At 72.7% G+C, this 14,586-nt stretch carries 14 protein-coding genes; 8 read left to right on the top strand and 6 right to left on the bottom strand.

From position 1 onward, the window contains the following. Positions 1–117: 117 nt before the first annotated feature. Together AB0H87_RS25805 and AB0H87_RS25800 are read right to left on the bottom strand one after the other, a co-directional pair. On the bottom strand, positions 118–510 hold the full coding sequence (locus AB0H87_RS25805) for a hypothetical protein (protein WP_360150631.1): 393 nt from the start codon (positions 508–510) through the stop codon (positions 118–120). Between the two features lie 160 nt (positions 511–670). Then, positions 671–1,195: a hypothetical protein gene (locus tag AB0H87_RS25800; RefSeq protein WP_360150634.1), complete on the bottom strand. Its 525-nt coding sequence runs from the start codon at positions 1,193–1,195 to the stop codon at positions 671–673. A gap of 516 nt (positions 1,196–1,711) precedes the next feature. On the opposite strand from AB0H87_RS25800, the gene AB0H87_RS25795 reads away from it, so the two are divergent. Continuing rightward, a complete protein-coding gene (locus AB0H87_RS25795; RefSeq protein WP_360150628.1) occupies positions 1,712–2,263 on the top strand; it encodes a hypothetical protein in 552 nt (183 codons plus the stop codon). A 47-nt stretch (positions 2,264–2,310) separates the two neighbouring features. On the opposite strand, the gene AB0H87_RS25790 is transcribed toward AB0H87_RS25795, so the two are convergent. Together AB0H87_RS25790 and AB0H87_RS25785 are read right to left on the bottom strand one after the other, a co-directional pair. Further along, complete coding sequence (locus AB0H87_RS25790; RefSeq protein WP_360150625.1) at positions 2,311–3,216, bottom strand: nitroreductase; 906 nt, start codon at positions 3,214–3,216, stop codon at positions 2,311–2,313. A 77-nt stretch (positions 3,217–3,293) separates the two neighbouring features. Continuing rightward, positions 3,294–4,190, bottom strand: a complete 897-nt coding sequence (locus AB0H87_RS25785; RefSeq protein WP_360150622.1) for a universal stress protein — start codon at positions 4,188–4,190, stop codon at positions 3,294–3,296. 161 nt (positions 4,191–4,351) lie between these two features. Between AB0H87_RS25785 and AB0H87_RS25780 the strand changes: the two genes are divergently transcribed. From AB0H87_RS25780 to AB0H87_RS25755, 6 genes are all read left to right on the top strand, one after another. After that, positions 4,352–5,341, top strand: coding sequence for a nitroreductase family protein (locus AB0H87_RS25780; RefSeq protein ID WP_360150619.1), 990 nt, complete (start codon positions 4,352–4,354; stop codon positions 5,339–5,341). Positions 5,342–5,411: 70 nt separating this feature from the next. Beyond that, positions 5,412–6,281, top strand: coding sequence for a universal stress protein (locus AB0H87_RS25775; RefSeq protein WP_360150616.1), 870 nt, complete (start codon positions 5,412–5,414; stop codon positions 6,279–6,281). 30 nt (positions 6,282–6,311) lie between these two features. Continuing rightward, the gene (locus AB0H87_RS25770) at positions 6,312–8,702 is read left to right on the top strand and encodes a phosphoketolase family protein (protein ID WP_360150613.1); all 2,391 of its coding nucleotides are present in this window, start codon (positions 6,312–6,314) and stop codon (positions 8,700–8,702) included. A 45-nt stretch (positions 8,703–8,747) separates the two neighbouring features. Further along, entirely contained in the window at positions 8,748–10,523 is a 1,776-nt protein-coding gene (locus tag AB0H87_RS25765) for a GAF domain-containing protein (RefSeq protein WP_360150610.1), read from the top strand. A gap of 49 nt (positions 10,524–10,572) precedes the next feature. Then, the gene (locus AB0H87_RS25760) at positions 10,573–11,022 is read left to right on the top strand and encodes a pyridoxamine 5'-phosphate oxidase family protein (protein ID WP_360150607.1); all 450 of its coding nucleotides are present in this window, start codon (positions 10,573–10,575) and stop codon (positions 11,020–11,022) included. A 27-nt stretch (positions 11,023–11,049) separates the two neighbouring features. After that, positions 11,050–11,784 carry a phosphotransferase gene (locus tag AB0H87_RS25755; RefSeq protein WP_360150604.1) on the top strand — a complete coding sequence of 245 codons (735 nt, stop codon included), beginning with the start codon at positions 11,050–11,052 and terminating at the stop codon, positions 11,782–11,784. A 12-nt stretch (positions 11,785–11,796) separates the two neighbouring features. Here AB0H87_RS25755 and AB0H87_RS25750 read toward each other — a convergent pair whose 3' ends face one another. Then, entirely contained in the window at positions 11,797–12,771 is a 975-nt protein-coding gene (locus AB0H87_RS25750; RefSeq protein ID WP_360150601.1) for a nitroreductase, read from the bottom strand. Positions 12,772–12,924: 153 nt separating this feature from the next. Here AB0H87_RS25750 and AB0H87_RS25745 point away from each other — a divergent pair, with 153 nt between their 5' ends. Continuing rightward, on the top strand, positions 12,925–13,563 hold the full coding sequence (locus AB0H87_RS25745; protein ID WP_360150598.1) for a response regulator transcription factor: 639 nt from the start codon (positions 12,925–12,927) through the stop codon (positions 13,561–13,563). 7 nt (positions 13,564–13,570) lie between these two features. On the opposite strand, the gene AB0H87_RS25740 is transcribed toward AB0H87_RS25745, so the two are convergent. Then, positions 13,571–14,269, bottom strand: a complete 699-nt coding sequence (locus AB0H87_RS25740) for a CBS domain-containing protein (protein ID WP_360150595.1) — start codon at positions 14,267–14,269, stop codon at positions 13,571–13,573. Between the last annotated feature and the right edge of the window lie 317 nt (positions 14,270–14,586).

Genomic DNA, 14,586 nt, shown 5'->3' with positions numbered 1-14,586 from the left:
GCGGAGGCGCTACGCGAGATCGCACGGGCCCCCCCGACAACCTCACACGATGAATCCTCGACCGTCGGCCCAGGACAGTCATTCCGGCTGCCGTCCCAGGCGGAGGTGGGGGTGCCCCTACCCCCGTTCGGGTGTCGCATCGGAGGCGTCGACGGTATCGATCACGACAACAGGTGTCTCCGGCCGGACGGCGCGGCCGACGGCGACGGTGTAGATCAACAAGGCGGCGCGGTGGCCCGGCTGCGTCAGGTTGAGCACCCGCCCGACACCTTCGCGGGTCTGACCCTGCAACAGGACCGACACGGGCCAGGGCTCATGAAAGGCGTGCCACCAGGTCTTCGCGTCCGGCCGTCCGACCGCGACCAGGACGACGTTGCCGACCGCGGCGTACCGGACAGGCAGCTCCACGATCCGACCGGAACGCGGAAGCCGATAGATCAGGGCGCAGATCCTGTGGTCGAGCAACGCGCGTGCCCCCGAGCGCAGCACCACCAGCACCAGCCGGTTCATCCATCGCGGCAGGCCACGCCGCCGTTCGCGGTCCCACACGGCCATGGTTGTCACCGCCAACCGCGTCGCGCTTCGGGGTCCTTGAAATCGTGGCAGACCGAACGAACGTGCCGGACCGCTGGGCGGCGGTCCGACACGTTCGGGTGGCGCGGTGCGATGGTCAGATCATCCAGCGGTTGCGCTGCACGAAGGGCAGGCGGGCCCAGATCCGGCCCAGGCCCCAGGTGTGTCCGGCGTAGCCGGCGGCCAGGACGACCAGGACGATCGCGTACACGAGGTGGTAGTCCGTGATCGGGTTGGTCGAGCCGGAGGGCTCGCCGCCCGCGGTGAACCGGTCGAGGGGGAACTCGGCCAGCCACATCATGGCCATGATCAGGGCCCCGGAGGCGGCGGCCACACGCAGGCCTATGCCCGCCAGCAGCGCTACGCCGACGGCGGCCATCCCGGCCATGAACAGGGTGTCGGCCCACCAGGTGCCGGCGATGGAGTGGGCGATCGACTGGAACGGGCCGACCTCGACGTGCGACAGGAAGCCCTTCGTGGGCGACCCGCCGTTGATCCAGGACCGCTCGACGGGAGTCGAGTACCCGAAGCCGAACGTCTTGTCGAGGAACGCCCACAGGAAGACGAACCCGGTGGCGATCCGCAGCACGGCGAGGGCGCGGGCGGCGGTGGTGGTGAACATCGGCCCGGGGGAGGCCGCGTGCTCGAGCGTGGACACCGGAACCTTGACTGAGTTGGTGGTCATCGTCTGCCTCCGTGTGGGCTCTCTTGTTGACATCCACACCATCGCCCCTGCACGACCGCGACCACCCGGGTCGGAACACCCGTTGTGGGAAGGACCTTGGTCCCGACGTCTGGTGACCCGGCGGCACGGTGGACGCGAAGCGGTGCGGCTCGTCGAGGTGGACGTCGACGCCCGCGCACCGATTCTGCGCCGCTACCTCCAGATCGCACCGGGAGCTCGACCGCACTTCCCGGTCGGCGCGCCTCGCTGGCCGAGTTCGCGGCCATCTCCGCCGCTTTTCCGGTCTTCCGGTTGGACGCCGCCGGGAGGGCAGAGGCGAAGGTCCCGGTGTGCCGGTGACCGCGGTCCCGGGCAGGTGCGGACCACCGGCTCTGCTGCCGGAGCGGACGAACGCGTGGAATCGATGTGGGTCCAGACAGGACTCGCAGGCGACACGAAAGGACGTGGATTGCCATGACCGCGATGGCAGAGCGGCACACCGCGCGGACGACCGCTCCGGCGGTCTCGGCCGAGACGACGACGCAGAAGGTGACCCGGTACGTGTGGGCAGGCCTGCGGCTGGCCTTCGCGTACACCTTCCTGTGGGCGTTTCTCGACAAGGTCTTCGGGCTCGGCTTCGCCACCCCGAGCGAGCGGTCGTGGATCAACGGCGGCAGCCCGACCAAGGGCTTCCTGAGCGGATCGGAAGGCCCGTTCGCGGGCTTCTACCACGACCTGGCCGGCACCGGCTTCGCCAACTGGGCGTTCATGCTCGGCCTGCTCGGCATCGGTCTGGCCTTCACCCTCGGCATCGGCATGCGCATCGCCGCCGCCGCGGGGGCCCTGCTCTACGTGCTGATGTGGTCGGTCGCGCTGCCTCCGGAGAGCAACCCCTTCCTGGACGAGCACCTGATCGGCGCGGCCACCATGGTCGGCCTCGCGCTCGTCGGCGCCGGCCGCACCCTGGGCCTCGGCGGCTACTGGGAGACGCTGCCCATTGTGCGGCGACTGCCCTGGCTCAAGTGACCCACCGCCCGATCGGGGCACCGCCACCGGCGGTGCCCCTTCGGCGTCTACGGCGGACCCTCGTCCAGGACCTCGCCCAGCGCGCGACGGCTTGTGGCCGGAGGTGGCACGGGGTGGCCCTGGATCCCTGTCCGGATCACCAGCTGGGGCTCCGCGCGGCCCGCCAGCAGACGACCGACCGCGGCGCGGGTGGACGGGACCTCCAGGACGTCGCTCATCACCGACGTCGCGAGACCGCGCGCCGTGGCCGTCAACCAGACGGCACTGGTCGCCTCGCCGGCGCGGAGCTGGTCCAGGGCGGTGTCGGCCGGCGCGCCGAGGACCAGGTAGTCGGCGAAGCGGTCGTCGCCGAAGCCGGGGAACAGCCCGGTCTCGCCGTCGCCGGCGAAGTCGCGCACGGCGACGGGCCGCGGGACCGCGGCGACGAGGCTCTCGAAGGAGACACCCGCACCGGGCGGGCGGTGCGTGGTCCAGGCGGCCAGCTCACGCCGGTATGCCGGGTCGTCGCGCTCGGACCGCTGCGCCTGGTCGACGGCGGCGCCGAGAAAGGCGCGCTCGGCGTCGCCGATCCGGAACAGCTTGCAGCCTTCGTTGCCGGCGGCCGAGTCCAGGACCGCGATCACGTCGTCGTCGACCCGGCTGGTGGCCGCGATCGGACGACGGTCGCTGTGGCGGTGGCGGATCGCGGCCGCCATCTCGCACGCGGACGGCGACGGGGGAGCCGGGCCGGTGACGCCCACGACGGCGAGCCGGTCACCCGTGTCCGACAGCCGGCGGACCGCCACCTCGTACCCCCGCACCGCGAGCGCCACCCGCACGTGGTGCAGGGCCGCACCGCAGCTGACCGTCGCCATCCGGCCGTCCGGGTCGACGGCGTCGAGCCGCCGGTCAGGGTCCCGGCTCAGCTCGAGCGTCGCGTCCCGCAGGCGCCACCGCCACGGTTGGGTGTTCAAGATGGAGGGTGCGAACAGGGACGCCGCGACGGCGTCCCGTAACGCTTTCCGGATCCGCGGCCGATCGATGGCCCCGGTCATGAGCTCACTCCGGGGCGTACGACAGGATCCTGCGCAGTGGACCGCGCGGGCAGCTCTCGCACGATGACGACCGGGCAGTGGGCGTGGTGGATCAGCTCCTGGCCGACCGACCCGAGGAAGGTCCCGCCCAGGCCGCCCCGCCCGCGGGAACCCACCACCACGAGCCGGGCAGTCGCGCTGGCCGCGACCAGGTGTGCGGCGGCCCCTCCGATGAGCAGCTCGGTCGACATGGACAGCTCCGGGAACTTCTGTCGCCAGTCCTGCGCGAACCGGTCCAGGTTGGCGTGGATGGCGTCGGCCGCCATCTCCAGGTAGTACCGCGTCGGCGGCGGGTCCCACGTCTGGATGATCCGCAACGGCGCACCGCACGCGGCGGCCTTCTCGATGGCGTACCCGAGGGCGAGCCGGGCGCAGGCGGAACCGTCGAAGCCGACGACCACCTCGCCCGACGCCGCGTCGGTCCCGGCCCGCACGACCACCACGGGGCAGTGCGCCCGCGCCGAGACGGACACGGCGGTCGAGCCGATCAGCAGCTCCGCGAACCCGCCGGTGCCACGGCCGCCGAGCACGACCATCGCGGCGTCGATCGACGCATCCCGCAGGCAGACCTGGGCGGGCCCCTCGACGACCTCCGCGCTGACCGGCACGGTGGGGTGGGTCCGGCGGGCATCGTCGGCGGCGTACGCGAGCATCGCGTTGACGTCGGCGCGGGCCTCGAAGTCGGGAGACCGGCTCGGGCCGGGCGCGAACACCGCCGGTCCGACGTACCAGTCGAACGCGTGCACCAGCCGGACCGGCAGCGACTCACGATCGGCCTCGTCGAGCGCCCAGCGCAGGGCGGCCCGGGAATCGGGCGAAGCGTCGTATCCGACGATGATCGGCCGTGTGTCCATGGCGGTGCCTCCTCCGGCTCCCGGTTGACACCTCCAGCGAACCGCTTCGCGCGCGCGTGGGTCAGGGCCATCCGGCCCTGGACCTGGGTGCCGGTAGGCCCTGCCGGCCGCGCCGCCGACGCGGTTGTCTTGAGATCGGCTCACCGAGGAAGGACATGATGATGTCGCGGATCGCCAACCCCACCGCGGTCGCGCTCGCGGAGGCGGCCAACGCCGCCGGCTACGCGCCGTCGATCCACAACACCCAGCCGTGGCGCTGGCGTGTCCTGCCCGACCGGGTGCAGCTGTACGCGGACCGCGGCCGCCAGCTCACCGCGACGGACCCGGAAGGGCGGCTGATGGTGCTGAGCTGCGGCACGGCGCTGCAACACGCCCGGCTGGCGCTGCTGTCGGAAGGCTGGGCCGCGGAGGTCGACTACCTGCCCGACCCCGCCCGGCCGGACCTGCTCGCCGAGATCGTCCCCACGGAACGGACCACGCCACCGGCGCGGGCGATGCGGATGGTCCAGGCGATGCGCACCCGGCACACCGACCGCCGGCCGCTGTCGGACGAGCCGTTACCGGCGGACACGCTGGCCGCGTTGACCCGCGCGGTGGCGGGACTCTCGCGCCTGCACGTGCTGACCGACGACCAGGTGCTCGAGCTGGCCTCCGCCGCGTACCGCGCCGGCGAGATCGAGGCGGACGACCCGCGGATCCGGGCCGAGCTCGCCTACTGGACCAGCCGGTCCGCGCCCGACGGCACCGGCCTGCCGCGGGACGTCCTGCCGGCGCAGCCGCCGCAGACGACCGTTCCGGCACGCGACTTCGGCACGGCGGGGACGCGGTCGATCGGCTCCGGCCACGACCGGCACGCCCGGTACGCGCTGCTCTACGGCGATGACGACGCGACCGCGTCCTGGCTGCGCGCCGGAGCGGCCCTGACGTCGCTGTGGCTCACCGCGGTGGGCCTGGGCGTCTCGGTGGTGCCGCTGAGCGGCGTCATCGAGGTGACCACGACCCGGCTGCAGCTGCGGGGGATCCTCGCCGGTGTCGGGCAGCCGTACCTCGTGCTGCGCCTGGGCGTCGCCGACCCGGCACACGCCGGGCCGCCGCACACGCCGCGCATGCCGGCCAGCCAGACCGTCGACCTGACGCAGGTCGGCGGCTGACTCGAACGCCCGCCGCCGGCATGGCAGCCCGGGTCAGTGGGAAGCCAGGTTCCAGGGACGGAAAGAGTAGGTGACCATCGTGGCCCGTGATCCGGTTGTGGTGGGAGTCGACGGTTCGGAGTCGGCGCTGCGGGCGGCACGCACAGCGGCCCGCGAGGCCTTGCTGCGCCACCGCCGGCTGCTCGTCACGCACGCGTTCACCTGGGCGCTGATCCCCACCAACCTCGGACCGAACCTGGCCAGCCCGCGCGAGATCGGGCTGCGTACGGCCGCGGAGCAGCTCGTGGCGGACGCGGTCGGGGCGGCCGAGAAGGCCGCACCCGGCGTGGAGGTCGAGGGCGAGGTCCGCGACGGTGCCCCCGCCACGGTGCTGCTGCACCACGCCGCGCGCGCGGAGCTGATCGTGCTGGGCGACCGCGGGCTCGGCGGCTTCACGGGTCTCGTCATCGGCTCGGTGGCCGTCCAGGTCGCCGCGCACGCGGCGTGCCCGGTCCTGGTCGTCAAGGGCGCGACCGACCGGCCCGGACCCGTGGTGGTCGGCGTCGACGGCTCCGGCACCGCGGAGCGCGCGCTCGCGTTCGCGTTCGCGGAGGCCCACCTGCGCGGTGCCGATCTGGTGGCCGTGCTCGCCTGGCGCCGTCCGGAGCCCATCGGCGTCGGCGGCGAGATCCGGCCCGTGATCCCCGACGAGCGGGAGGAGGGCGCACGGCTCCTCGAGGATGCCGTGGCCCCATGGTGTGCCCGCTATCCGGGTGTCCGGGTGACTCGTCGGGTCGTTCCCGGTCGTCCGGCCAAGGTGCTCGTCGAGGAGTCGCGGCGGGCCCAACTGACGTTGGTCGGCGCCCGGGGCCGAGGCGGGTTCGCGGGCCTGCTGCTCGGCTCGGTCAGCCACACGTTGCTCCACCACACGCACTCGCCGGTCGTGATCGTCCACAAGTGACTGACAAACCTAGCTGGAGGACTCCGCTCGATGGACACCGTCGCCGACCTGGAGACGCCCCTGACCACCGACGAGCTCGCGCACCTCGACGCCTACTGGCGCGCGGCGAACTACCTGACCGTCGGCCAGATCTACCTGCTGGACAACCCGCTGCTGCGTGAGCCCCTGCGGCCCGAGCACATCAAGCCCCGCCTGCTCGGCCACTGGGGGACGAGCCCGGGCCTCAATCTGCTGTACGCGCACCTGAGCCGGATGATCAACCAGCGCGACCTCGACATGATCTACGTGACCGGCCCCGGCCACGGTGGCCCGGCGATCGTCGCGAACACCTGGCTCGAGGGCACCTACAGCGAGCTCTACCCGTCGGTGAGCCGGGACGAGGCGGGCATGCGCCGGCTGTTCCGGCAGTTCTCGTTCCCGGGTGGCATCCCGAGCCACGTCGCCGCGGAGGTGCCGGGCTCCATCCACGAGGGCGGCGAGCTCGGCTACTCGTTGATGCACGCGTACGGCGCGGCCTTCGACAACCCCGATCTCGTGGTGGCGTGTGTCGTCGGCGACGGTGAGGCCGAGACCGGCCCGCTGGCCGCGAGCTGGCCCTCCAACGTGTTCCTCGACCCGGCCCGCGACGGCGCCGTCCTGCCGATCCTGCACCTCAACGGCTACAAGATCGCCAACCCGACCGTGTTGGACCGGATTCCCGACGAGGACCTGCACAGCCTCATGCGCGGCTACGGCTACCAGCCCTACGAGGTCGCCGGCGACGACCCCGCGCAGGTGCACCAGGCGCTGGCCGCCACGTTCGACAAGGCGTTCGACGACATCGCGCGGATCCAGCGCCGGGCGCGCCAGGGCGAGGCGGGTCCGCGGCCGCGCTGGCCGATGGTCATCCTGCGCACGCCGAAGGGCTGGACCGGGCCGGCGGTGGTCGACGGCCTGCCGGTCGAAGGGACGTTCCGGGCCCACCAGGTGCCGCTGTCCGGCGTACGCGACAATCCCCAGCATCTGTCCATGCTGGACGCGTGGCTGCGGTCGTACCGGCCGGAGGAGCTGTTCGACGCCACCGGCGCGCCGGTGCCGGGCGTGTCGACGGTGCCACCGGTCGGCGAACGGCGGATGAGCGCGAACCCGCGGACCAACGGTGGGTCGGTGCTGCGTGACCTGGTGCTGCCCGACTTCCGCGACTACGCCGTCGACGTGACCCGGCCCGGCTCGCCGAGCAGCGAGGCGACCCGGGTGCTCGGTGCGTTCGTGCGCGACGTGATCACCGCGAACCCGGACCGGTTCCGCCTGTTCGGCCCGGACGAGGTCGCGTCGAACCGGCTCGGCGCCGCGTTCGAGGTGACCGACCGGGCCTTCGACGCGCAGATCCGCGACGGCGATGACCACCTCGCTCCGGACGGTCGCGTCATGGAGGTGCTCTCCGAGCACCTCTGCCAGGGTTGGCTGGAGGGCTACCTGCTGACCGGCCGGCACGGCCTCTTCACCAGCTACGAGGCGTTCATCCACGTCGTCGACTCGATGGTCAACCAGCACGCCAAGTGGCTCAAGGTGACCCGGGGGATCCCGTGGCGACGGCCCATCGCGTCGCTGAACTACCTGCTGTCCAGCCACGTCTGGCGCCAGGACCACAACGGGTTCTCGCACCAGGACCCGGGCTTCATCGACCACGTCGTCAACAAGAAGGCCGAGGTCGTACGCGTCTACCTGCCGCCGGACGCCAACACCCTGCTGTCCACGATGGACCATTGCCTGCGCAGCCGGCACTACATCAACGTGGTGGTGGCGGCCAAGCAGCCGGCGCCGACCTGGCTGCCGATGGACGAGGCCGTGCTGCACTGCCGGCGCGGGCTGGGCATCTGGGACTGGGCGAGCACCGCCGGCGACGCGGAGCCCGACGTGGTGCTGGCCTGTGCCGGCGACGTACCCACGCTGGAGGCCCTCGCCGCCGCGGACCTGTTGCGGACCCACCTGCCGGACCTCAGGCTCCGGGTGGTCAACGTCGTCGACCTGATGCGCCTGCAGCCGGAGAGCGAACATCCCCACGGCCTGCCGGACGCCCAGTTCGACGCCATCTTCACCACCGACAAGCCCGTGATCTTCGCGTTCCACGGCTATCCGACGCTGATCCACCGGTTGACGTACCGCCGCACCAACCACCACAACCTGCACGTCCGCGGCTACAAGGAGGAGGGGACCACCACCACTCCGTTCGACATGGTGATGCTCAACGACCTCGACCGCTTCCACCTGGTGATCGACGTGATCGACCGGGTGCCGGGGCTGAGCGCGCGGGCCGCGCAGCTGCGCCAGGACATGGTCGACGCGCGGCAGCGCGCCCGTGACTACACCCGCGCGCACGGCGACGACGATCCGGCCATCAGCGGCTGGCAATGGAGCCCGGAGGCGCAGATCAACCCGTGACCGGGCTTCGTTAGGCTCGTTCACGAGCGGGTTGAAGGAGGCGCTGTGTCCGAAGCAGCCAGGGGCGAGCCCGACAAAGAGCGCGACGTCGACGATAGTTCGCTGACCTTCCCCGACGCGCCCCGGCTGGAGCTCGACCAGCTCCTGGGGCAGCTGGTCGACCGGGCGCAGGAGGTCATGGCGACACAGGGGCGGCTGCGCGGGCTCCTGCGCGCCAACCAGCTGATCATCGGCGGCCTGGAGCTGTCGGCGGTGCTCCGCCGGATCGTGGAGGCCGCGCGCGAGCTGGCCGGCGCACGCTACGCCGCGCTGGGGGTGGTCTCGCCGGGCGGTGGGCTGGCCGAGTTCGTCCACAGCGGCATGCCCGCCGACGCGGTCGAGGTGATCGGCCACCTGCCGGAAGGGAAGGGGCTCCTGGGCGCGCTGATCGACGATCCGCGGCCGATCCGGCTGCGGGAGATCACCGACGATCCGCGCTCGACCGGTTTCCCGCCCGGGCACCCGCCGATGCACAGCTTCCTCGGCGTGCCCATCCGGATCCGCGACGAGGTCTTCGGCAACCTCTACCTCGCCGAGGGCGAGGGCGGTGCCTTTACGGCCGAGGACGAGGAGCTGGTCAAGTCGCTGGCCGCGACCGCCGCGGTGGCCATCGACAACGCCAGCCTGTACGCGTCGGCGCGGCTGCGCGGCGAGTGGCTGCAGGCGTCGGCCGCCATCACCCGTCAGGTGCTGGCCACCGAGGGCTCGCCGATCTACCCGCTGCGGCGGATCGCGGAGCGCACCAAGGAGATCGCGGACGCCGACCTGGTGACGGTCGTGCTGCCCGATCCCGACGACCAGGAGGAGCTGCGGATCGACGTCGCCGTCGGCCTGGCCGCCGAGCGGCTCGTGGGGACCCGGCTGCCGGCCCGCGGCACCCTGTCCGGAGAGGTGCTGGCCACCGGTCAACCCTTGTGCCTCGCCAGTCCCGGCGACGGCGGCGCGCCGGCCTCCCGTACGACGGAAGTGATGGACATCGGGCCCGTGCTCGCGGTGCCGCTGAACGGCTCGGCGCGGGTCCACGGCGTGCTCTGGACGGCCCGGGCGCCGGGCAGGACACCGTTCACGGCCGACGACGTCGACATGGCCGGCAGCTTCGCCAACCAGGCGGCGCTGGCGATCGAGCTCGCCGAGGCGCGCGCCGAGCAGCAGCGAGCAGCGATGCTCCAGGACCGCGAACGGATCGCGGCCGACCTGCACGACCACGTCATCCAGCGGTTGTTCGCCGCGGGGCTGTCCCTGCAGGGCGCCGCCGCCCAGCTCGGGACGGGTCCGGCGGTCGACCGCATCGTCCGGGTCATCGACGACCTCGACACCACGATCAGCCAGATCCGCACCACGATCTTCCAGCTCCAGCGGCCACCGGGCGCCGCGGCGAGCAGCATCCGCGCCCGCATGCTCGACGTCGCCAGCGAGGTCACCGCCGCACTCGGGTTCGAGCCCGGCGTCCGGTTCAGCGGCGTCATCGAGAGCCGTGTCCCGGCGGATCTCGTCGACGACCTCGAGGCCGTGCTCCGCGAGGCGCTCAGCAACGTCGCCCGCCACGCCCGTGCCCGGTCCGCGGACGTCGAGTTCACCGTCACCGCCGCGAGCGTCACGCTCGAGGTCCGCGACGACGGCTCGGGCATGGGGCAGCCGACCCGGTCCAGCGGCCTAGCCAACCTCCGCGCCCGGGCCGAGCGGCGCGGCGGCACGCTCGTGATCTCGGGGGTCGAGCCGACGGGCACCCGACTGTGCTGGTCGGTTCCGCTCGGGGACGACGGGCCGAGCGGCGGCGACTGAGGACCTTCGGCCCTGATCCGAGCGGCCCGCCGCGCGCGAAGCTGGACCGGTGAACGCGATACCTGTTGGGCCGGACGCCGCCGCGGACCTCGTGGAGCTGACCCGGGCGCACTGCCTGCGGCTGCTCGCCACCGGCTCCGTCGGCCGCGTCGTCTTCACCGAGCGGGCGCTGCCGGCCGCCCATCCGGTGAACTACCTGCTGGACGGCGACGAAGTCGTGTTCCGGACCGGTGGCGGCGGGAAGCTGGCCGCCGCGACCCTGCGCAAGCTGGTCGCGTTCCAGGTCGACGACATCGACACCACCAACAGGACGGGGTGGAGCGTGCTCGGCGTCGGTGAGGCCTACGAGGTTCTCGACGCGGAGCGGCTGACGGCGCTCTCGTCGAAGCTGCCGCGGCCGTGGGCGGGGTCGGCGGTCGGCGGACACGTCATCGCGATCCCGCTGGGCCGGCTCACCGGCCGGCGACTCGGTTCGCTGCCGGTCGGCGCGGAGCGTTAGAGCCGGTGTCCCCGTAGGATGTGACCAGTGGGGTGGGAGGCGCTCGGGTGGTGGGGTGAGGACGTCGCTCGGATCGAGCCGCTGACCGGTGGTGTCGCCAACGACGTGTGGAGTGTGCGCCTCGACGGGCGCCGCGCGGTCGGTCGGCTCGGTTCCCGCAGCGATGCTGATCTCGCGTGGGAGACCGGGCTCCTCCATTACCTCGACCGTGCGGGTCTGACCGTGCCGGTGCCGATCCCGACCACGGACGGCCGGTTGTTCGTCGACGGTCTCGTGGTGATGACGTACGTGGAGGGCGGGCCGCCCGAGACGCCGGCCGAGTGGCGTCGCGTGGCCGGCGCGCTGCGCGAGCTGCACCGGTTGACGCGGGGCTGGCCGCAGCGGCCGGGTTGGCGGTCGTCGACCGACCTGCTGCACGCCGAGACGGGCACGAAGATCGACCTGGGCGCGATGCCCCCGGAGGCCGTTGCCCGCTGCCGAGCGGCGTGGGCGCGGCTGGCCGGACGTCAGACATGCGTCGTCCATGGCGACTCCAACAACCTCGGCAACGTCCGCATGACCGCGGATCGGGTCGCGCTGATCGACTGGGACGAGGCGCACGTCGACGTCCCCGACCTCGACCTCGCGCTGCCCGACAACGCCGCCGGCCTCGACGACACCGCGCACGACATCGCCGCGCAGGCGTCGGCGGCGTGGGAGGCCGCCGTCTGCTGGGACGACGACTACGCGGTCAAGCGGCTCGCCGAAGTCCGAGCGCTCTGAGAACGGGCGCTGTCAGCGGGGCGGGTCGATGACCGTGGCCGCCGGCAGGCGCAGGCTGGGGTGTCCCGGCTGGCGTGCGTAGCCGATCCGCAGCACCATCTGCGGCACGCCGTGGCGGCCGAGCGCCGAGCGCAACCGCTCCCGGGCGGCGGGCACCTCGATCGGCTGGGAGAACATCGAGACGGCCAGGCCGGCGTCGGTCGCGGTCAGCAGCACCCGCTGGAGAGCCTGGCCGGCGGCCACCTGGTCGTCGTCGCGATCGGTGACCGTGCCGAGCACCGCGACCAGCGGCTCGGGTTCGTAGTCGCGGCCGGGTGGCCGGGTGCGGCCGCCGAACGCGCGCATCGGCAGGAGGTCGTGCGGCTCCGGTGCGTATCCCGCGGCCCGCACGGACACGCCGTCCTGCGCGACCGCGTCCCGGCGCCAGCGCGCGAGCTCGGCCGCGTACGCCTCGTCGCGTTGCAGAACCCGGTTGGCGGCGTTGACGACCTCGGCGAGCGCGTTGACCGCGCTGGCCCCGATGATCAGGTCGAGCCAGCCGCCCTCGGCCTCCGCGGCCTGACGCAGCCGGAACCGCAGGTCCGCGGGAACGGTATCGGCGCTGAACGGGGCGCGGTTGCTGTGCCGGCGCGGAATCGCCGCGTAGAGGGCCCGTTCGGCGCCGGACGCCGGCCGCGGCTGGTCGGGCACGAGGTGGGCGACGACATCGGGGCCGCGGTCGAGCGGGCGCGGGACCACGCCGGCCGGCTTGCCGAGGACGGCGAGGGCCAGCCGCAGGTTGAACACGGCGGCTCCGCAGCTGACCCGGCCGGCCCAGGCCGCCGCGGGAATGTCCGGCAGCCGGGTCAGGTCCGTGCGCACCTCGATCGCGCCGCCGTCGAGGCGGAACCGCCACGGCTGGCTGTTGTGCATCGACGGCGCCCGGACGGCCAGCTCGGTCACGGTGGCCAGGTCGTCCGTCGTGTAACCGGTTGTCGTTGGCGTCATGTTCGTGGGCTCCATGGCCTGCTCCCTCGGCGCGACGTCGCTGCCACGCCCCATGGTGTGTCGCCCGGCTTCCGTGCGGCAGAGGCAGAGGTCCCGAGGCCAGGGGCCGTTCGGGAGGGTGCGCCGGTGTGCCGGTGCGGTACACAATGAGCTGTGATCCGTGTGTATCTGCTCGACGACCACGAGGTGGTCCGCCGCGGCCTGGCCGACCTGCTGGAGAGCCAGGGTGACATCGAGGTGATCGGTGAGTCCGGGCTCGCGCGGGAGGCCGCCGCCCGCATCCCGGCGCTGCGGCCGGACGTCATGATCCTCGATGCCCGCCTCCCGGACGGCAGCGGCATCGACGTCTGCCGGGACGTCCGGGCGGTCGACGCCTCCATCAAGGGCCTCATTCTCACGTCGTACGAGGACGACGAGGCGCTGTTCGCGGCGATCATGGCCGGCGCGGCCGGCTACGTGCTCAAGCAGGTCCGCGGCACGGACCTCGTCGACGGTGTCCGGCGGGTGGCGGCGGGCCAGTCGATGCTCGACCCGGCCGTCACCCAGCGCGTCCTGGACCGCATCCGCAGCGGTGTCGAACAGCCGCAGGAGCTCAAGGCGCTCACGGACCAGGAGCGCCGGATCCTCGAGCACATCGCGGAGGGCCGGACGAACCGCGAGATCGCGGCCGAGATGTTCCTGGCCGAGAAGACCGTCAAGAACTACGTCTCCAGCCTGCTGGCCAAGCTCGGCCTCGAGCGCCGCACCCAGGCCGCGGTGCTGGCCACCCGGCTGCTCGGCAAGAAGTCCTGACGCACCGTTACAGGATCCCGGTCGGTGTGCCCGACCGGTAGCGCGCGGGATCGACGTCGTCGATGTCGTAGCCGATCTGGTCGACCACGCCGACGACGCCGCTGACCTGCGCCGCCAGGTGCGCCGCGAGCTCGGCCGAGCTGCGTCGGTCGAGGCGGCCGGCGAGCGTGACGGCGCCCGCGGCCACGTTCACCGTGACGGCGTCGTCGCTGATGCCGAGGATGCGGTGCAGCACCTCGGTGACCACGTCGTGGCGGATGTCGTCGTCGTGGCGCAGGTGCACCTTCAGCAGGTCGCCCCTGGAGACGATCCCGACCAGCCGGCCGAGGTCGTCGATGACGGGCAGGCGCTTGACGCCCGCGCGGTTCATCGTCTTCGCCGCCTCCACCACGGTCGTGCCGTCCATCGTGGTGATGGCCGGCGCGGTCATCAGGTCCCGGGCCACGCTCGCGTCAGCCTTGACGCGGGTCGCGTGCCGGCGCCGTCCCTCGAAGAGCCGCGGCCCGTGCGGCGTGCCGATCAGCTCGACCTTGTGCAGCAGGTCCGCCTCGGAGATGACGCCGAGCACGCGCCGGAAGTCATCCACCACCGGCACGGCACTGACGCGCCGGGCGGTCATCACATCGACGATCTCCCGGTACGGGGCGGCCTCGTCCACCGTCGCGACGTCCGTCGTCATGACGTCGCCGACCTGCCATGTCCTCATCACACATCTCCTTCGTCGGTTGGCCTCGTCCTCAACGTAGGTCCGGCGCGCCGTGCCGGTCAGGGTCACCGGACCGGCGCTGGTCGGGACCTGCGTCATGTCCACAGTGGGCCTTTGGACCCTGTCCGCGAAACGGCCGCCGGCGCACGCTGATCCTGGTAAGGACAAGGGAAGGAGAAGCGATGAACATGACCCGGATCGTCGTCGGAGTCGACGGGTCCGACCCGAGCATCGCCGCCACCCGCTGGGCCTGGCCCGGGTCGCCGCGCGGGGTGCGCACGACCGGCTCGAGACCGAGTCGCTGGCGTTCCACGAGC

This window comes from Asanoa sp. NPDC050611, assembly GCF_040654855.1.
In the GTDB taxonomy this organism is placed as follows: Bacteria; Actinomycetota; Actinomycetes; order Mycobacteriales; family Micromonosporaceae; genus Asanoa.
Note: the sequence above shows the minus strand (reverse complement) of the source record. Positions and strands in the feature narration are given on the sequence as shown.

What these genes read in the sequence shown, in the direction of transcription:
- AB0H87_RS25750 (WP_360150601.1), bottom strand. Translation starts at nt 12,771, where the DNA reads ATGACGCCAACGACAACCGGTTACACGACGGACGACCTGGCCACCGTG.
- AB0H87_RS25780 (WP_360150619.1), top strand. Translation starts at nt 4,352, where the DNA reads ATGTCGCGGATCGCCAACCCCACCGCGGTCGCGCTCGCGGAGGCGGCC.
- AB0H87_RS25785 (WP_360150622.1), bottom strand. Translation starts at nt 4,190, where the DNA reads ATGGACACACGGCCGATCATCGTCGGATACGACGCTTCGCCCGATTCC.
- AB0H87_RS25740 (WP_360150595.1), bottom strand. Translation starts at nt 14,269, where the DNA reads ATGAGGACATGGCAGGTCGGCGACGTCATGACGACGGACGTCGCGACG.
- AB0H87_RS25795 (WP_360150628.1), top strand. Translation starts at nt 1,712, where the DNA reads ATGACCGCGATGGCAGAGCGGCACACCGCGCGGACGACCGCTCCGGCG.
- AB0H87_RS25770 (WP_360150613.1), top strand. Translation starts at nt 6,312, where the DNA reads ATGGACACCGTCGCCGACCTGGAGACGCCCCTGACCACCGACGAGCTC.
- AB0H87_RS25800 (WP_360150634.1), bottom strand. Translation starts at nt 1,195, where the DNA reads ATGTTCACCACCACCGCCGCCCGCGCCCTCGCCGTGCTGCGGATCGCC.
- AB0H87_RS25805 (WP_360150631.1), bottom strand. Translation starts at nt 510, where the DNA reads ATGAACCGGCTGGTGCTGGTGGTGCTGCGCTCGGGGGCACGCGCGTTG.